Genomic DNA, 19,236 nt, shown 5'->3' on the forward strand with positions numbered 1-19,236 from the left:
ACTTGCTTTTTAAACTTGATGGTTAATTACTGTTAAATTTTTATTAAATTACTTTAATTTAGCAGGTGCAAACTCCATTGCAGTATCATCAAAGTAGCTACGCTTATTATCTCTTCGTCGTTGCTTTACCTTTTTAGATTTCTGTTTTCCCTTGATGTTGTCACCCCATGGTGCATCATCTTCATCAAATTCAAATGTGTGTGCCATTTTCAACTATCCAATAAAACTATACTACTATTAGTACAGTCTCCCTTTTACCTAAAGTCTGTTAAAAGCTAAAGCGAAATCTTTAGTTCAACCCGGTGAAATATTTTGTATGACTATATTAAGGTTATAAATCTAACCTAAAAAAATATTATCAGATTAAGATGAATAAAATATGACAACACCAGGTATATCAAATTAGACATATCAATGTGAAAGTTTACCTTTGGTATTATTTATTATCCCGGTATGTCAAAAAAGGCTTTTATGTCATCTATTTGAGTCATAGCATCTTGGTAACCTAAATCAATAAGTGCGCTTGTATAAGCTTTTTCAAATAATAGGTAAGAAACAATACTTGAATCTGATTGCTGATGTATGCCAAACAGTTTGAGTAAATAACGGATTGCGATAGGTATTTCTAGGTAATACTTTGCAGCTATCATACCTAGGTCTTCACTTGGTTTAATCACTAATGTGTCTATTTTTCGTAAATTTAGCTTATTTTTATCTTCATCAGAAATAAGAGCTAGAGTGTGATTTACCCTTTGTAGACGTTCAAGATCGCTATTTAACGTATCTGAAAATATAGTATCTAATAAATGTCCTGCAATTGTCGCTGTTTTTGGGTGATGACTTGGTAGGACATCTTTGTGTTTATGAGGACTATCCAAATTAATCACGAATAATTTCTGTGCCCCTAAATGGATGGGGCTCGACAAGGGCGAAAGTTGATGAACAGAACCGTCACCGAAAAAAGCTCTGTTTAATTTTATAGAAGGAAACACCATTGGAATGGCTGAGCTAGCAAGCAGATGATCAGTGTTTAACTGGCTCCGTTTCCCTTGCCTTCGGGCACGCTTCCAGTTCTCTATTGAATGATGGCCATGGTAAAAACTATATGACAGCGAATTGTTATAGCAAGAAGCATCGACACTGATCGCTTTCAATGCACCTAAATGTATATTTCTCTCAATACGATCAAAGTCTATTAGTTTATTCAATAACTCACGCAATGGTTGATTGTTTAACAAGCTTGCTGCATCGGTATTCACTTTTTCGTGCTGTAAACCTTTAATTGCCATCTTTAATAAGTGCTTAGCAACGCCACCTACTGAAGACTCATAAACTTGTTGTGTTTTAAAGTGACGCCATACCCAATCTAATTTCTTTACCCCTAAATGAAAGCACGCGGCGTGAGTCGCTAAAGATGTTGCATTAATAGCACCTGCAGACGTGCCACAAATGACATCAAAGGGGATATGACTATTTCTAGGATAAAATTGCACCAAAGCCTTTAATACACCAATTTGATATGCCGCGCGGGCACCGCCACCACCAAGTACAAGTCCAATTGACAATTTATCACTACACCTAGGTTAGAAAAGATTAACTAAGAGTATGTCTTGTTTTAACTTCTTGCACTAGTCGGATAAGTTTTTTTGGCTGATTTCAAATTCACCTTGGCAAAACAAAACTTAACCTTTTAGTAACTTTTCTTTGACAAGAGGGCGTTATATCGGCTATTACCTTAGTAGGTAACTTAATAGATAATAAAAATAAAAACGCATTTTTCTGGTGTTTGTGACACACAGTTAGAAAAAAGTTAAAGGAGACACCATTGGCTTTGTTTAAAAAATCTGCAGATATGCCAAAAGGCGAGGATACGACTTTAAAGCCGAAAGTCCAATTGCCGCCATGGAAAGTCGTTATCATTGATGACGAACCCGGTATACACGATGTGACAAAGTTTGCGTTAAGTCAGTTTAATCTTGATGGGCGTGGCTTGGCTTTTTATTCCTGTTTTAGCGGTGAAGAAGGGTTTAATTTATTTCGTGATGAACATGATATCGCATTAGCGTTTGTCGATGTGGTGATGGAAAACGACCATGCAGGGCTTGATCTAATTCAGCGTATTCGCGGTGAACTAAATAATCATTCAACCCGTATTATTTTAAGAACCGGCCAACCAGGAAGTGCTCCAGAAGAAAGAGTGATTCGAGATTTTGATATTAATGATTATAAAGCGAAAACCGAGTTAACAGCTGCAAAATTAAAATCGTGTGTTTATACCTCATTACGTTCATATCGTGATATTAAAACCATTGAGCAAAGTCAGCGTGGAATGGAGAAAGTCATCTCAGCATCCTCCTCAGTGCTCCGTAGTAGTACACTGCATCACTTTGGTAGCGCGGTATTAGAACAAACCTTACAGTTACTTAGTTTAGACAGTTCAGCACTATATTTAACCAGTTATCATCAAGACTTATATCAAGACACTCAAATGAACTTACTTGCAGCTACCGGTGGTTTGGTGAGTTACAGTGAAATAGACAGTGTTGAGTCATTACCTGGTGATGTTAAAGAATATATCATTGAGGCTATCGCATTAAAAACGTCGGTTGTGCACGATAATATTTATGTTGGTTTTTACGAGTTTGGTAATGATGTAACCAGTATATTATATCTAGAGCATAATGCTGCATTGTCACCTTTGCAGGTAAGAATTTTAGAGTTATTTGCCGCCAACGTTAGTCTCACCTTTGAGAACCTTGCTGGTAAAGAAAACGTACAACAAACTCAAAAAGAGCTTATTTTAATTATTGGTGATGCGATCGAACAGCGCAGTAAAGAGACCGGGGCACACGTTCGAAGAGTCGCATTGATGAGTGAAATACTTGCCGAGCACTTAAAACTTAGTAATGATTTTATCGAGACAATTCGCTACGCAGCACCTTTGCACGATGTAGGTAAAATCGGCATACCGGAAAGCATTCTACATAAACCGGGTAAATTAACTGACGAAGAATGGCAAATAATGAAAACCCATGCAGAAAAGGGTTATGACTTATTAGCGGCTTCTAATCGCATTATTGCCAAAATGGGCGCTAGAATTGCTTACACTCACCATGAGCGTTGGGATGGTCAAGGTTATCCAAGAGGGTTAGTTGGCGAGCAAACACCGATAGAGGGACGTATCATGGCTATAGTAGATGTTATTGATGCACTGTTATCAAAACGAAGCTATAAGGATGCTTGGCCAGTTGAAAAGGTTATCGGGTATTTAAATGAGCAATCAGGTAAGCAGTTTGATCCTAAAATGTGTGATGCAAGCCTTGAGTTGATGGATAGGTTTATTGCAATTCAGCGTGACATGCCTGATTGCGCAAAAGCAGTAGATTAAGACATGAATGCGTCCCTTGAGAAGGTGTTATTTACTGTAAGCCAATCAGAGTTGATTGATAAAGGCGACTTAAACAGTGCTTCTCAGCTTATTATTTCGTCAGTTTGTCAAGGACTTAAAGTCGAAAGAGCGGGTATTTGGTTACTATCGGAAGATAAGCAATCCATCGCGTGTTTTTTGTTATTAGACAATGAATCACAGCAACAGAATATTACGTTAACTCGCGCTCAACTGCCTCGCTACTTCCATGCGTTAGATTCTGAAAGAACGATTGCTGCTGATGATGCTTTTCAGCATTCTGCTACATCTGAATTTACCGATATTTATCTAATTCCTCAGGGGATTGTGTCAATGTTAGATTGTCCAATTCGCCACGCAGGTAAAATGATTGGGATTATATGCTGTGAGCATCGTGGCCAAATGAGGTCATGGAGCCGTGATGAAGAGGTTTTTGTTGCGGCATTAGCTGATTTATATGGTCGGGCAGTAAATGCAAATGCAGTACGTAGCCAGCAAATGCAGCTAGAAGAACTTAACGCAAAATTAGAAACTATAGTCGCGTCTCGTACCCAAGAATTGCAGCAAACCTTAACACACTTAAAAGCGACTCAAGCCAGTTTGATAGAAAGTGAAAAACTGGCAGCACTTGGTAATTTGGTTGCCGGTGTGGCGCATGAGGTCAATACACCTTTAGGGATTTCAGTCACTTCAACCAGTCATTGTATTGATGAGCTGAATAAGCTTAAAAAATTATTTTCTGCTGGTGAGTTAGATGAGAAAGAGTTTGAATATTTTATCAGTACTATGAGTGATGGTTTATTGCTTATCGAACGTAATTTATCCCGTGCAGCAGAATTGGTCCATAATTTTAAGCGAACAGCAGCGGATCAACTGACTTTAGAGAAAGAATACTTTAATTTAACCGAATATTTAGGGCAAATTTCTACGCCATTAAGACCACTAACCCGCAAGCAGAATATTAATTTGGATATTCAATTAGCGGAGGAAATCATGGTTGAGTCTTATCCTGGTGCAATTGCTCAAATATTTACAAATCTAGTATCGAATTGTTTTCGCCATGCTTACCCAGATGATTTTATCGGTGACAAAACCATTATTTTAGGGGCAGAGGTTTACGGTGACGAAATTAAAATGTTTTATAAAGATAATGGAAAAGGATTAAGTCAAGAAGTTAAGGATAGAATGTTTGAGCCTTTTTTTACGACTGCTAGGCATTTGGGGGGAACCGGATTAGGCATGTCTATTGTGTATAATTTAGTGACTCAAAAATTAGGTGGGCGAATAAATATTGTGTCAGAGTTAAATAAAGGCCTCGAAATTGAAATATTTATCAAGGCAAAATAAAAAACGCACTCTAAAGTGCGTTTTTATATATTAAGTTATTTAAATCAGTTGGTTCAATACTATTTCACAGCGGATAAAAAAGTCATAATTTGATCGAATGGAATGTTTTGTTTCTCACCTGTGCGGCGATTTTTATATTCAAATACCCCTTCATCGATATTACGATCACCAATAACGATAACATGAGGTAACCCAATAAGCTCCATGTCGGCAAACATAACCCCAGGGCGCTCTTTACGGTCATCCATCAGAACTTCTATGCCAGCAGCTTGTAAGTCAGCGTAAAGCTTCTCAGCCATGTCTGCAACACGATGAGACTTATGCATATTCATCGGTAGAATACCTACCTGGAATGGAGCAATTGATTCAGGCCAAATAATCCCGCGGTCATCATGGTTTTGTTCAATAGCGGCAGCCACTATACGGCTAACTCCTACACCATAACATCCCATTAATAATACTTGGGCTTTACCGTTTTCATCAAGTACAGTCGCGTTCATTGATTTTGAATAGTTAGTGCCTAATTGGAAAATATGACCCACTTCAATACCACGTGCCATTGCATAGGTGCCCAGACCATCTGGTGTTGCTTCACCTTCGACCACATTACGAATATCGGCAGCTACCGCTAAAGGTAAGTCACGCTCCCAGTTGATACCAAAGAGATGCTTATCATCTTGGTTTGCACCAGCAGCAAAGTCGCTTAATACCGCCACACTGTGATCGATAATAATTGGCATGTTCAATCCTACAGGGCCAAGAGAACCTGGTCCTGCACCTACAGCCGCTCGAATTTCAGCTTCAGTGGCAAACTCTAAAGGTGATGCAACAGCTTCAAGTTTATCGGCTTTGATTTCATTGAGTTCGTGATCGCCTCGAACAATTAATGCCACTAAAGGTGCGTCTTCTGATGCGCCTTTAACGATTAATGTTTTAATCGTTTTAGTGATATCAAGGGTAAACTGTTCAACTAACTCAGCAATAGTTTTTGCATTAGGTGTATCGACTGGCTTTAGCTCTTGAGTCGGATCTTGACGGGTTAGCGTCGGCATTGGCGATTCAGCTTTCTCTATGTTCGCTGCATAATCACTGCCAGTAGAATAAGCGATTAAGTCTTCGCCACTGTTCGCTAATACATGAAACTCATGCGAAACACTGCCACCAATTGAGCCTGTATCAGCAAGAACAGGGCGGAACTCTAATCCCATACGGCTTAAAATATTGCTATAAGCGGTATACATGGACTGATAAGTTTCATCCATGGTTTGCTGATCTAAATGGAATGAGTAAGCGTCTTTCATTAAAAATTCACGAGCACGCATAACACCAAAGCGTGGACGAACTTCATCACGGAATTTGGTTTGAATTTGATAAAGGTTTATCGGTAACTGTTTGTACGAACTTAATTCTTTACGTACTAAGTCAGTAATCACTTCTTCGTGAGTTGGGCCTAATACGAAATCACGGTTATGACGGTCTTGGAAGCGAAGTAGTTCCGGGCCAAATTTTTCCCAACGTCCAGTTTCCATCCATAAGTCAGCAGGTTGGACTAACGGCATAAGAATTTCTATAGCACCTGCATTGTTCATTTCTTCACGCACGATACCTTCGACTTTACGAAGAACTCGTAAACCTGACGGCAACCAGCTGTATAAACCTGACGCATTACGACGGATCATACCCGCACGTAGCATTAACTGATGGCTAATGACTTCTGCATTTGCAGGGGTTTCTTTTTGTGTTGAAAGCAGGTACTTACTAACTCGCATTCCAGTATCCATTATGAGTAAAAATCAATGGAGGTCATTTTAGCACTTGAAGCGTTTATGTCACCTGATTATTAGTCATTGAGTAAAGTTACTTTAACAACTTGGGATATAGACATTGAATTATTGTTTTGCGGTAGATAAGGGTTATTTATCACGTCTATCACCAATTACTTTAGCCGGATTGCCAGCCACAATAGCGTATGCTGCGGCGTCTTTAGTCACAATGCAGCCCATGCCGATAACGGCTTTGTCACCAATGGTGATGCCATCGACCAAACCCGCTTGAGCGCCTATCCACACATCTTGACCAATTATGATACCTTTTGATGAGGTTGGTTGTTGATAAATAGGCGAGTCTGGTGACATACCATGGTTAAAAGCATACACAGTGACATTATTTGCAATGCGAGTTTGTGAGCCAATATGAATACCTGCCTGACCACCATCTAAACTGCAACTATGATTAATAGCCACTTCATCGCCTAACGTTATAGGCCCGTGCATAAAGACATCCGCCGCGATCATGCATTTATCGCCGATAGTAATATTTCGACCAGGCTCTGCAAATAACTCTGCTTCAGGCGCAATAAAACATTGCTGACCAATGCTAATGGTTTCAAGCTGAGTTAATTTAGTTTGAATATCCAGCTGCCAGGGCGTTACCCACTCTAATAATTTGGGTTTTAGAGTGAAGTAAAGCCAGGGCATCCAGGACAGTCTTTTTTTCTGCTGCTCTTGGTAATCGAGTAATGCCAACGTTCTGTCCTCATTTACTCATCAAGCAAAACCACAGACGTGGGTTTTAACATTAATACGATAATTTGGTTATCAATCACCTGCCACAAAACATCAAGGTCATATAGGGCGACTTGATAGACTTTGGGATCCTCTTTTGCTTTTTTGTAAGCAGGCCTGGGGTCTTGGGCTAATACTGCACTAATTAGCGGCTGTAATTGAGCATATTTTTCAATTTCTGCAAGTGTTGACAACTGAATACTCGCATTATCAGAAAAAACAACCTTTATTAACTCAGGCGCCTCCTGTGCTATACCGCCCTTGGCGTCTGTAATGGCATCTGAAAAGGGAATATAAGGTTTTATATCGATAATAGGCGTGCCATCTAATAAATCCATGCCGGATATTTCAAGACACACTTTGCCTTTTCGTTTCACAATGCCGTGCAATTTAACCACAGACTGTCCAATACCGTTTGGCCTAAAAGTTGAACGTGTCGCAAATACACCCAGTTTTTCGTTGCCACCTAAACGAGGTGGACGAACGGTTGTTTTCCAGCCTTGAGCTAAATTTTCATGAAAACAAAATAACAGCCATAGATGAGAATATTGTTCAATTCCTCTAATTGCATCAACAGTATTTAACGCTGGAGCAAGTTCAATATAACCTTTTACATCGACTAATCCTGGCTGGCGAGGAATACCAAATTTTTGTTTATAAGGGGTTCGGCAAATTGCGACTGCACTAATTTGAGATGTAAACATGATGGCTTATCAACTAGGTATAAAAAGGAGCTGCAATATAATAAAGTCTGATATTGCAGCGATAAAATGACTAAAATAAAATATTATTTTTCTTGCTCGTGTTTAATGGCTTGTCCAATACACAAACTGCGACTAACACAGGCTTTATCCTGTTCTTCAATGATCAAGCATTGTTTGATAATAATGCCATTGGCACCCATATCTGCAGCTTTTTTACGGGCTTCAGTTCTTGCATCTTGAATCGATGCAGGTGCATCATTTGATTGCTCCTGACAAACCTCACCCTCAGCTAAACCAATAATGGCATAATTGCCTTTTGGTAGGTTGTTTTCTTCATAAACAGTGACATCACCCACTTTAAAGTATTCATTAATCGCTTTGGGATCAAGATTACTGTTAAAGGCATAGTCACCTGCACAAGCTGTTAATAATAAAGATAAAGATGAAAGGGTTAACACTTTAAGGATAGGCGAAAACATAGATGTGCTCACTTAATTCAATTTAATTATAGTTTACTCTCTCTTTATTAGAGGTAAAGGCAAACTTTAATTTGTTTAAAAAAAACGCCTACCGAAGTAAGCGTTTATTATTAATGCTTGAACTATTATTCCATGCCAGGAATTAAAAAGGCACTCATGGATTTACCAGCATCAACTTCTTTTTTAAATACCGTTGGCATACGGCCTTGGCCAGTCCATTGAATTAACTCACCGTCTAAGGTGATTTGATATTTTGCTGGACGAGGAGCGCGTTTTTTAGGTGCTGATTTGCTTGCTGTGACTTCGCCAAGATCTTCAATCGATAAACCACTGTTTTCGATTTGAGCTAAAATACCAGCAATAAGAGCATTTCTTTCAGCATTTGCCGCTTCATCTGCTTTGGCTTCTTCTTCACGTTCAACGATAATTTTATCAAGTTTAGCAGCAAGATCGGTAAGATCTTCAATACTGAGTTCTTTTACAGCAGCTTTAAAACGACGACCATGGGTTAAAATATTTAAAAAATCACTCATAATATTAAACGTCCTAATGAATTGGAATTTACATAGTTTTTATTTGTTAGTTCTGACGTTGAATGAATAAATGCCGCATATTATGCCCATTAATCTTGATTGATACATGTCAGTACTAAAAGCATAATCAAAAATATCTCATTCCTTAGAAATAAATTCCTTCGAGGTTAACTTTTAACATCAAGCTTTATTTTTGAGCAATACATTCAAATAAGTTAATAACAAATTAATAAAATAGTATTTATCAATAACCGTAATAATAGAAAGATATTGAGTCTTGATCAATTTAATTTATCAAAAATAAGCTTATTTTATTAATTAGCCTAAAAAGGCTGTTAAAAACGACATGAAGGGTACATATAAGTGAAAAATGTTACTTTAGCTTGCCAATTTGTATGCTATATTTTTTCAAACAAGCGTTTAACTTAGGTTGACGTTAACGTTAACAGGTCGTAAAGTTGAGCTATCTTGCATTGGCATTGGCCAATGTGTTGTCTATAGACAAGGTGTAGGAAGGAAACCCTATGAAAATATTGGTGCCTGTAAAGCGCGTCGTTGATGCCAATGTAAAGGTCAGAGTAAAAGCTGATAATTCAAATGTTGATACCGCCAATCTAAAAATGGCATTAAACCCATTTTGTGAAATTGCAGTTGAAGAAGCGGTTCGCCTCAAAGAAGCTGGAATTGCGACTGAAGTTGTTGTTGTTAGCGTTGGTCCGAAAACGGTGCAAGAACAATTAAGAACGGCAATGGCTTTAGGTGCAGATCGTGCCGTCCATGTTGAAACCGAAGAAGAGTTAGTATCACTCTCAATTGCTAAGTTACTGCATGCCGTTCAGCTAAAAGAACAGGCTCAACTGGTGATATTTGGTAAGCAATCTATTGATGGTGACAACAATCAAACTGGCCAAATGTTGGCAGCACTTGCTGACATGCCACAAGCCACTTTTGCATCAGAAGTTAAAATTGATGGCGAGACTATTGTGGTAACCCGTGAAGTCGATGGCGGTTTACAAACGTTGAAAATGCCATTGCCAGCGGTTGTGACAGTTGATTTGCGTTTAAATGAACCTCGTTATGCTTCATTACCAAATATTATGAAAGCCAAGCGTAAGCCTCTGGAAATATTATCTATTTCCGACTTAGGTGTAACGTTGAAAGCACATCAAACCGTATTGAAAGTTACGCCTCCAGCAGAACGTAAAGCTGGCATCATGGTGTCTTCTGTTGAAGAACTTGTCGAAAAATTAAAAAACGAAGCGAAGGTGATCTAATATGACCATTTTAGTTTTAGCTGAACACGATAATGTGCATTTAAAAGCCGACACAGCCAAAGTGGTTGCAGCGGCTTCTGCAATTGGTGGTGATGTTCACATTTTGGTCGCTGGATCTCAATGTAGTGAAGCGGCCAAAGTAGCGCAAACATTGGCTGGAGTGACTAAAGTCATTGTGGCTGACTCCGTGGTATATGCTAACCAATTAGCTGAAAACCTAGCTAAGTTAGTTTTAAGCTTATCTGCAGATTATTCGCACATTCTTGCTGCAGCTTCTAGCGTCGGAAAAGACACCTTACCGCGTGTTGCCGCGTTATTAGATGTTGCGCAAATCTCTGAAGTGATCGGCGTTGAAAGTGCAGATACATTCATTCGTCCAATATATGCTGGTAATGCATTAGCGACAGTGAAAAGCTTAGATGATAAAAAAGTTATGACGGTTCGTTCAAGTGCATTTGATGCGGTTGCTTCAACTGGTAGCGCTGAATTAGCTAGTATTGGCGATGCTATTGATGCCCGTACCGAGTTTGTATCACAAAGCTTAACTGAGTCAGCTCGTCCTGAATTAGGTAATGCCGGTATTATTGTGTCCGGTGGTCGTGGAATGGGTAGCGGAGAAAACTTCGCTATTCTTGAGCAACTTGCAGACAAGTTAGGTGCTGCTGTTGGGGCTTCACGCGCCGCAGTTGATGCGGGTTTTGTACCTAACGATTTACAGGTTGGCCAAACAGGTAAAATTGTTGCGCCTGATCTGTATATTGCCGTCGGTATTTCTGGTGCAATTCAACACCTTGCGGGCATGAAAGATTCTAAAGTGATCGTTGCTATCAACAAAGATCCGGAAGCGCCAATTTTTCAAGTAGCGGATTATGGATTAGAAGCTGACTTATTTGTGGCTATTCCAGCATTGAATAATTTGCTGTAAATGTGATTTGTGTCACAATATGCGGCCGTAGGGTGGTAACCTTACGGCCGCTATGTTTTTATGTGCTCGCATTTTTACCCTTTAAGTAGAGGTGCATTAAATAATAGTAGAGGTAAGTAGGGTGATGCCTGTGATTTATCTTGAAAGGATTTAGTGCCGAAGTTGCTATTGATATCGGTCAATACAGCTGGTGTTGTCGCCAAATAGGTGCTGCACTGCCATAGTATTTTTTGTCGGGATGACAAAGATAAATTACTATGGAGCGCTACTGATAGGACAGGTGTCTCTAAGGTATAACATTGCCTTACACCGGTTCAGTCGCCTCCATTCATACATACTCGATGAATAAATAATGAACGTACTTAGTCATGCCGATTCGGCACTATCTTTACTTCCACCTCTTGTTGCCATTGTTCTGGCTATTATCACCCGTAAAGTATTACTGTCCCTTGGCGTGGGTATTGTGGTCGGCGCATTATTACTTACCCAGTTCTCTTTAGGGGACAGTAGTCTATTTTTGCTCAACACAGTTCAAGGGTTGGTTTGGAGTGATGGCGCGCTAAATAGCTGGAATTTACAAATCTTAGGTTTCTTAGTCATGCTAGGCATGATAACCGCTTTAATAACCGTTAGTGGTGCAGCAAGGGCGTTTGCTGATTGGGCTAAAGGGCATATTCGCAGTAAACGTGATGCCAAGTTAATGACCATCTTTTTAGGCTGTGTGGTGTTTATTGATGATTATTTTAACAGTTTAGTGGTAGGCTCAATTTCAAAACCCATTACCGACAGATACCATATCTCGCGTGCAAAATTAGCTTATTTATTAGATTCTACAGCCGCACCTATTTGTGTTATTTCACCTATTTCAAGTTGGGGAGCCTATATTATCGCCTTAATAGGGGGCATCTTAACCGCGCATGGTTTTGCTGAGTCAGGTCATTTGAGTGTGTTTGTCCAAATGATCCCGATGAATTTTTATGCCATATTCGCGTTACTATTATTATTATGTGTTGCCTTGTTCGGTCTTGATGTCGGCCCTATGCGCCAACATGAATTAAATGCCAAAAAAGGTGAGCTTTATGATGAATCTAAAGGCCTTCCCCCTGGTGCAAACGCTGACCTGCCTGAAGCTGATACGGGGAAAGTAATAGGTTTATTTTTACCCATTTTGACATTAATCGTTGCCACAGTTTACTTTATGATAACTAGCGGTGCAGATGTGCTTGCAGCCGATGGCAAAGCCTTTACTATTTTAGGCGCTTTTGAAAATACTCAAGTGAGCCAATCATTATTTTATGGCTCAATCATTGGTTTTAGTATTACGTTAATTTTAGTTTTTATTCAAAAGTTAGAAATAGATTTAATTGTCAAAGGCGTGGTTGCTGGTGCGCGTTCAATGTTACCCGCTATCTATATTTTAATGTTTGCTTGGTCTATTGCTGGAGTTATTGGTCAGCTAGAAACCGGTAAATATATGGCAAGTTTAGTCACAGGTTCAATTCCTTTTGAGCTATTACCTGTGGTGTTATTTATTCTTGCAGGTATTACCGCTTTTTCAACCGGCACAAGCTGGGGCACTTTCGGCATTATGTTGCCAATTGCTGCCGATATGGCAATGGGAAGCGACTCAAATATGATGTTACCTATGCTGTCAGCTGTGCTTGCAGGTGCTGTTTTTGGTGATCATTGTTCACCTATATCCGACACCACTATTTTGTCATCGACAGGGGCCAGTTGTCATCATATAGACCATGTGATTACTCAGTTACCTTATGCCTTAATTGTGGCGTTTATCAGTATTATTGGCTATACAGTGCTTGGCTTTACTGGCTCATTAATCAGTGGATTATTAGCTTGTAGTCTTGTGTTTGTGATCAGCGTGTTAGCGTTAGCTTTTTATGCACGTCGCTAGCCGTTACTCATAAATGAATAATAATGCCGCTCAATGAAGATTAAGCGGCATTATTATTTGTGGTTAATGGCCATATCAAAGTAGAATTTAGTAAAGCAACAATATTGGACATTATTTTGGCGCAACTGTATTTTTATTATTCGTCGATGAACGCGGGTAAATCGACCTCATTATTACAATCTTCTTATAATTATCGCGAGCGCGGCATGCACACGTTAGTTATGACAGCATCAATTGACGATCGCTATGGCGTTGGTATTGTTGCATCACGAATTGGTATACAAACTGATGCGCAAGTGTTCGCCAGTGGCGATGATTTAAGTGATATTATTGGTCAATCACATCAACAAAAACATATCCATTGTGTTCTTGTCGATGAGAGCCAATTTTTGTCAAAAGCACAGGTTAAGCAGCTGACTCATGTGGTGGATAATTTAAATATCCCTGTATTGTGTTATGGGCTGCGAAGTGACTTCCAAGGCGAGCTATTTACTGGTAGCCAATATTTATTAGCTTGGGCTGACAAATTAGTTGAGCTAAAGACGATTTGCCATTGTGGTCGCAAAGCTAATATGGTGGTACGTTTAGACGGTGATGGCAAACCAATGAAAGAAGGTGAGCAAGTGGCGATAGGCGGCAATGAAACCTATGAATCGGTTTGCCGTAGGCACTTTAGAGAGTTTTTATGGGATTAACCCAGCTAAGCTAGTATAATAAAAATGTCACTTTAAAAATCTAATATTAAAGTGACATTTTGATTAGCAGTTACACAAAATTAGTTACAGTCTCTACTAATTATTACCACAATATCATTTCACTTATCTCTTTGAGCATTCACTTCTATCTCTAAGCATAAAAACCCAGCGCACTTAATAACACTCAAATGTTTTAATTTTCAAAAAACTATAACTTAAATCGTTCAACAGATGCGGTTAATGAATGGGCTAATTGATTTAATTCCTGGCTTCGCTTCGCCATTGCTGAGGACTCTTCTGCATTATGTTCCGCAGACTCTGCTGTTTCAGCCATAGTATGCTCAATTTGCTCACTAAAACTGACCTGTTCATGTGCCGCATGATTAATACTTTGACTCATTTTATCTATGGTTAACAGCGCCGACTCAATATGTTCGATGGCATCATGAAGTGCCTGGCTTTGTTCAACACATTGGTTAGCTTGGGTTTGTCCTTGGGTAATCGCTTTCACCGCATTTGTGGTTTCATGCTGCAGAGCATCTATCATGGTTTGAATTTCAGCGGTAGATGATTGCGTTCTTGAGGCAAGGGATCTTACTTCATCGGCGACTACGGCAAAGCCTCTGCCGTGTTCTCCCGCTCGTGCCGCTTCAATTGCCGCATTTAAGGCCAATAGATTAGTTTGGTCTGCAATAGCGCTGATAGTAACTAATATTCCACCAATGTTATCGCTGTTTTTACTTAGGCTATTCATGATGTTAACCGAGTCAATTAACCCAGTTGATAATCGTTCAATTCGATCACGGTTATCATCAGCAATACCTTTGACATGCTTGCCTTGTTCCGACGCTAGGCTTATCTGGCTAGCCGACTCATTAGTCTGTTTATTCACTAAATTCGAACTTTGATGAATGTGTTCTGCGAGTTGTTTCGCTTGATTGATTTGATGAATTTGACTATTGGCTGCATCAGCAATTTTCTGACCCTGATTTTGTGAGTTAATTGCCGATTCATCTAATAGATGTGCATCGCGGCTAATATCTTGTAATAGTGACGTTAAATCATCTGATAGCTTGTTGATATTGTCCATCAACTCGCCAAACTCATCATCGTTACGCTTTGTGAGACGTTTAGATAAATCTCCACTAGCAATACGAGACAAAGCATGATTAACCGCTCTAAGTGGGCCTAGCATGGCTTTAGAGGTAAAATAGTAAATGATAATAGCAAGTACGATGAATATTAACGCTAATGCAATCGCTAAGGTTTGCGCCGTGTTTATTTCATCGGATGCGGCGTTTTTAAAGTCGTTAAAACGCTGATCTGCTAAAATCATTAACTTGCTTAGCTCGGCAAAGCTTGAGTCGAAATATTGATTTGATTGACTATATGCCATATCAGCCTGTTGGATTACTTCAACCACTTTACGCTGACTTTCATATAGCGTGCCCGGTGTATCGAGTAAGGCTTTCATTTGCTCGAATTGTTCAGCAAAAATAGCTAACAAATCATCTGCTGGCAGGGTTGCAGTTTGCTGTTTTAAAAATTGAAAATTAGTCTCAATACTATTAACCATCATTAAGATATCTTGCTGGTGATTATTCACATTCTGTAAATCTGTAAATCGAGCAACTTCACCTAAGATATTGCCCATATTATAAATGGTATCGTCTAATCGAGTGCCTGTCCCTATAACCTCTGCCAATAAACTGTCTTGATCGCCTGCATCTATTATCTCTAAATCGATCATACTATTACTGGCGGTATCTTTTATTTTTTGAAACCTTTGATACTGTTTTTTATAATCTGCACGCGCCTGTTCAATGGTTAATTTTGCATTGAACATAGTTTCACTTTGCTTGATGTATTGTGAGTATTGTTGCGTCACATTATCTAGAGCCTGTTTCATTTTGGGTTGATCAGTGACTTTATTTGATAAGTCCTTAAAGGTTATTGAGTATTCATTTTGTAACAGCTTAAATCGAGCAAAGCTGCTACTAATATTGTCATTTCCCGTCTGTGAAAAGGCTAAACTACCTGTTTTGGCCATTTTGAGTAAGCTTAATTGAAGTGCATTACTTTGGGTTTGAACCGGAACCGCTAAGATTTCGATGTTAGTGTTAGCTGTTTGGATTTGTGTTAGCGAACGATAAAAGAAGCTACTTCCTGCAAGAAGCAACACACCAATTGTCGCAAAGCCTAAGGCAATTTTTTGTTTGATTGTTAGATCAAGCAGGTTCATTTGAATCCCTTTCTGAATAATGGCAATAGCAATTTTTCATTATAATTATATGCTTTTAAATAAGATTAATCCGTTTCAGTGTAGTCAATATAATCAATGGTTAATACATTTTATGGCAAATAAATAAGTGATTTAATAGCAGCCTTTTAGGTCATATTGAACGGTGAAGATAACTTATATCGGCAAAGGTTAAATTAAGTGTAGTGCTTTTATTTTGTATACGGGATAATTCTTCATGTTTTCCACTATTTAGCAAATTAATATGCAGCAAATACTGATTAGGCAGCAAGGCGCTGTCACTCCCTCAAAAATCGTCTGTATTGGGCGAAATTATGTCGAACATATTTATGAGTTAGGCAATGATATCCCCGATGATATGGTGGTGTTTTTAAAACCCAATAGCGCAATAAGTGCTGAGTTAATTAGTTTTCATCAAGAAACTATTCACTATGAAGCTGAGTTATGCTTTTTAGTCGAAAATGGACGTTTTAGCGCGGTAGGCATTGGGCTGGATTTAACCAAACGTCAATTACAGAGCCAGTTAAAGTCCAAAGGGTTGCCATGGGAGCGCGCTAAAGCATTTAATGGATCGGCGATATTGAGTGACTTTATGCCGATAAGTGCGAGTAACCAAGAATGGTGTTTTAGTTTGACGATAAATGATCAACTCGCCCAGTTGGGGCATAGTCAGTTAATGATGTATTCACCCGCACAAATCTTTAATGAGCTGGCTTCATTTATTACCTTAGAAGATGGGGATGTTGTCATGACAGGTACGCCAAAAGGCGTGGGGCAGGTAATTGCTGGAACCGTGTTTAAGTTAACGCTGTGGCAGGGAATTGAGTACCACTCAGATCAGCAGTTATTATATGATATTAGTCATTCCGTACCACTTATAACCCAGCAGTGGCTGGCTATTTAGTGATTAGTGATTAAGGACAACAATGTCAAAGTTTGAGCAAATCTATCAATTAACACAGCACCTTTTCGCGCAACGTACGATAAGGGATCCCGCCTCTGAGTTTGAGCTTTTTAAACCAGAAAGTATCGATGACGCTTTTGCTGTCCAGCAGCAGATGATTGAATTGTCCGGCAATACTGTAACTGGGTGGAAGTGTTTAGTACCGTTAGATAACGGACAACTTATATTTGCCCCTATTATTGCAACAGCAGTTAATCAACAAGCTTGTTGTGCAATCATTGCTAGCCAAAAAGGTGATGAAGCCGTTGGGTTAATTGAACCGGAAATCGCATTTGTTTTAGGTCAAGACTTCGATGCCAATCAAGAATACAGCATTGAAAAAATTGATAGTGGCATACGTGCGACTCATATGGCATTGGAATTAATTCAAGGACGGTTTAGTGCCGACTACTCAGCAAGTTACTTCGAAAAGCTGGCTGATGGCTTAAGTAATCAAGGGCTGTATTTAGGGCCTGAAATTGACAAAGCATTAGCCTATCAAGCTAGTAAGGTTAACATCACCGTTAGCCATCAAGATGAAGTACGGTCGTTTAACGGGATTCATCCGTGTGAACTGCCGCAAAATCCAGTTTATTGGTTAGTTAATTATTTAACATCTAAGGGCATTAGCCTTAAAAAAGGCCAAGCCATTATTACAGGGTCGTACTGTGGCGTGATCAAAGTCCCTATGGACACCTTGGTTAAATTTCAATATCAAGGATTAGGTGAGATGCAACTGAAATTCATAATGCAGCATGAGCTAGCATGAAGTTTGAATGTAAAATAAGTATCAGTAAATGCTTATAATTTCAAAATGTATCGAATATTTACATGTGCAATAAAATGGATGTTTGTTCGTGTTTGAGTAGCTTATCAACAACAAGCATGAATGAGTTATCCATCAGTCGTTTTATTTCACCATTTGGAATATGTTGTTCAGTTGATTGATTAAAATAAACCGACACCCAATGCTTTTTATCCATATGATAACCGGGGGTGATAGACGAGAAAATATCACATAATGCAATGGCTTCATCAGGATCACACTTAAGGTTTATCATTAAAGCATCGTTGTTCCAGCCAATTAAGGCAAACATTTTATTTTTGACTTTAAATACATGTGTGCCTGGCCCAAAGGGAAATGTTTCAACCGCTTCGGGTTTGGCAAGCAAGTATGCTCTTAACGTGTCAAAATCCATTGTGGCCCCCATGTGATAGACTAAGAAGTCAGTTAAACCACAATATCATTTATTATTGATTAACTGATTTATTATTGGAAAATTACTCATGTACAAGGTAAATATTATAAGGCTTTCAGCCTATAAAGGTTCATCTTTTATGGTTTTAGGGCTAAAACCTTATCAATATCTGCGGCACTGTGGCGATTAGGAAGTTGTTCCCACGCTTCTCCCCAACTGCGGTTAACTATTCTTCCACGTTGAACGGCCGGACGTTGCTCAACAGCTTTTGCCCAACGCATCACATTTTTATAGCTGTTTACGTCTAAAAACTCTGCCGCATTATAAATATTCCCTAGTACTAAATTACCGTACCATGGCCAAATCGCTATGTCAGCAATAGAGTATTCCTCGCCAGCAATAAATGAACCCTTGGCAAGTTGTTTATCTAATAGGTCTAATTGGCGTTTTACTTCCATTGAAAAACGATTAATAGGATACTCAAACTTTTCTGGGGCGTAAGCATAAAAATGTCCAAAACCACCGCCAAGATAAGGCGCTGCTCCTTGTAACCAAAATAGCCAGTTCATGACTTTAGTGCGTGCTGCTATGTCGGTCGGAATAAGATAACTAAATTTGTCGGCCAAATATAATAAAATTCCACCTGATTCAAATACGTTTATGGCTTCAGTGCCTGAGTTATCAACTAACGCTGGAATTTTTGAGTTGGGGTTAACATTAACAAATCCAGAAGAAAACTGATTACCTTCACCTATATTAATAATATGTGCATCATACTCAGCCGCATTTATCCCTGCAGCAAGCAACTCTTCAAGCATAATAGTGACTTTCTGGCCGTTAGGCGTTGCTAATGAATAAAGTTGTAACGCATGTTCACCAACCGATAAAGCTTGCTCATGACGGGCACCGGAATCAGGGCGATTGATACTAGCCCATTGGCCTCCATTCTCACTGTCCATTGTCCATACTTTTGGAGGGGTATATTCATTTGTCAT

At 39.1% G+C, this 19,236-nt stretch carries 18 protein-coding genes and 1 riboswitch; of the genes, 8 read left to right on the forward strand and 10 right to left on the reverse strand.

Translation table 11 applies throughout. From position 1 onward, the window contains the following. Positions 1-48 precede the first annotated feature (48 nt). Together ACRWQN_RS08565 and ACRWQN_RS08570 are read right to left on the reverse strand one after the other, a co-directional pair. A complete protein-coding gene (locus ACRWQN_RS08565) occupies positions 49-207 on the reverse strand; it encodes a small highly charged protein (protein ID WP_226410363.1) in 159 nt (52 codons plus the stop codon). Positions 208-443: 236 nt separating this feature from the next. Further along, entirely contained in the window at positions 444-1,565 is a 1,122-nt protein-coding gene (locus ACRWQN_RS08570; protein ID WP_434940458.1) for a patatin-like phospholipase family protein, read from the reverse strand. Positions 1,566-1,825: 260 nt separating this feature from the next. Between ACRWQN_RS08570 and ACRWQN_RS08575 the strand changes: the two genes are divergently transcribed. Next, positions 1,826-3,388 carry a DUF3369 domain-containing protein gene (locus ACRWQN_RS08575; protein WP_434940459.1) on the forward strand — a complete coding sequence of 521 codons (1,563 nt, stop codon included), beginning with the start codon at positions 1,826-1,828 and terminating at the stop codon, positions 3,386-3,388. Positions 3,389-3,391: 3 nt separating this feature from the next. Then, on the forward strand, positions 3,392-4,753 hold the full coding sequence (locus ACRWQN_RS08580) for a sensor histidine kinase (protein ID WP_434940460.1): 1,362 nt from the start codon (positions 3,392-3,394) through the stop codon (positions 4,751-4,753). A gap of 59 nt (positions 4,754-4,812) precedes the next feature. Here the strand turns inward: ACRWQN_RS08580 and ACRWQN_RS08585 are convergent, their stop codons facing one another. From ACRWQN_RS08585 to ACRWQN_RS08605, 5 genes are all read right to left on the reverse strand, one after another. Further along, on the reverse strand, positions 4,813-6,522 hold the full coding sequence (locus ACRWQN_RS08585) for a proline--tRNA ligase (protein ID WP_434940461.1): 1,710 nt from the start codon (positions 6,520-6,522) through the stop codon (positions 4,813-4,815). Positions 6,523-6,666: 144 nt separating this feature from the next. Continuing rightward, entirely contained in the window at positions 6,667-7,230 is a 564-nt protein-coding gene (locus ACRWQN_RS08590) for an acyltransferase (RefSeq protein WP_434940619.1), read from the reverse strand. 62 nt (positions 7,231-7,292) lie between these two features. Further along, complete coding sequence (gene tsaA, locus ACRWQN_RS08595; protein ID WP_434940620.1) at positions 7,293-8,024, reverse strand: tRNA (N6-threonylcarbamoyladenosine(37)-N6)-methyltransferase TrmO; 732 nt, start codon at positions 8,022-8,024, stop codon at positions 7,293-7,295. 80 nt (positions 8,025-8,104) lie between these two features. After that, positions 8,105-8,500: an Rcs stress response system protein RcsF gene (rcsF, locus tag ACRWQN_RS08600; protein WP_434940462.1), complete on the reverse strand. Its 396-nt coding sequence runs from the start codon at positions 8,498-8,500 to the stop codon at positions 8,105-8,107. 125 nt (positions 8,501-8,625) lie between these two features. After that, positions 8,626-9,033: an H-NS family histone-like protein gene (locus ACRWQN_RS08605; protein WP_434940463.1), complete on the reverse strand. Its 408-nt coding sequence runs from the start codon at positions 9,031-9,033 to the stop codon at positions 8,626-8,628. 524 nt (positions 9,034-9,557) lie between these two features. Between ACRWQN_RS08605 and ACRWQN_RS08610 the strand changes: the two genes are divergently transcribed. From ACRWQN_RS08610 to ACRWQN_RS08625, 4 genes are all read left to right on the forward strand, one after another. Then, positions 9,558-10,307: an electron transfer flavoprotein subunit beta/FixA family protein gene (locus tag ACRWQN_RS08610; protein ID WP_434928820.1), complete on the forward strand. Its 750-nt coding sequence runs from the start codon at positions 9,558-9,560 to the stop codon at positions 10,305-10,307. Between the two features lies 1 nt (position 10,308). Next, entirely contained in the window at positions 10,309-11,232 is a 924-nt protein-coding gene (locus tag ACRWQN_RS08615; protein WP_434940464.1) for an electron transfer flavoprotein subunit alpha/FixB family protein, read from the forward strand. A 78-nt stretch (positions 11,233-11,310) separates the two neighbouring features. Next, positions 11,311-11,508: riboswitch (Lysine riboswitch) on the forward strand. A gap of 76 nt (positions 11,509-11,584) precedes the next feature. Next, entirely contained in the window at positions 11,585-13,144 is a 1,560-nt protein-coding gene (locus ACRWQN_RS08620) for a Na+/H+ antiporter NhaC family protein (RefSeq protein WP_434940465.1), read from the forward strand. A 116-nt stretch (positions 13,145-13,260) separates the two neighbouring features. Next, on the forward strand, positions 13,261-13,839 hold the full coding sequence (locus ACRWQN_RS08625; protein ID WP_434940621.1) for a thymidine kinase: 579 nt from the start codon (positions 13,261-13,263) through the stop codon (positions 13,837-13,839). A 208-nt stretch (positions 13,840-14,047) separates the two neighbouring features. Here the strand turns inward: ACRWQN_RS08625 and ACRWQN_RS08630 are convergent, their stop codons facing one another. Further along, positions 14,048-16,081: a methyl-accepting chemotaxis protein gene (locus ACRWQN_RS08630; RefSeq protein WP_434940466.1), complete on the reverse strand. Its 2,034-nt coding sequence runs from the start codon at positions 16,079-16,081 to the stop codon at positions 14,048-14,050. Positions 16,082-16,343: 262 nt separating this feature from the next. On the opposite strand from ACRWQN_RS08630, the gene ACRWQN_RS08635 reads away from it, so the two are divergent. Next, positions 16,344-17,003: a fumarylacetoacetate hydrolase family protein gene (locus ACRWQN_RS08635; protein ID WP_434928824.1), complete on the forward strand. Its 660-nt coding sequence runs from the start codon at positions 16,344-16,346 to the stop codon at positions 17,001-17,003. A gap of 22 nt (positions 17,004-17,025) precedes the next feature. Next, positions 17,026-17,811, forward strand: a complete 786-nt coding sequence (locus ACRWQN_RS08640) for a hypothetical protein (RefSeq protein WP_434940467.1) — start codon at positions 17,026-17,028, stop codon at positions 17,809-17,811. A 58-nt stretch (positions 17,812-17,869) separates the two neighbouring features. Here the strand turns inward: ACRWQN_RS08640 and ACRWQN_RS08645 are convergent, their stop codons facing one another. Together ACRWQN_RS08645 and yghU are read right to left on the reverse strand one after the other, a co-directional pair. Then, positions 17,870-18,241, reverse strand: a complete 372-nt coding sequence (locus ACRWQN_RS08645) for an MmcQ/YjbR family DNA-binding protein (protein WP_434928826.1) — start codon at positions 18,239-18,241, stop codon at positions 17,870-17,872. Positions 18,242-18,378: 137 nt separating this feature from the next. Continuing rightward, positions 18,379-19,236, reverse strand: a complete 858-nt coding sequence (gene yghU / locus ACRWQN_RS08650; RefSeq protein WP_434928827.1) for a glutathione-dependent disulfide-bond oxidoreductase — start codon at positions 19,234-19,236, stop codon at positions 18,379-18,381.

It is taken from the genome of Shewanella sp. HL-SH8, from assembly GCF_051165765.1.
GTDB lineage: Bacteria > Pseudomonadota > Gammaproteobacteria > Enterobacterales > Shewanellaceae > Shewanella > Shewanella glacialimarina.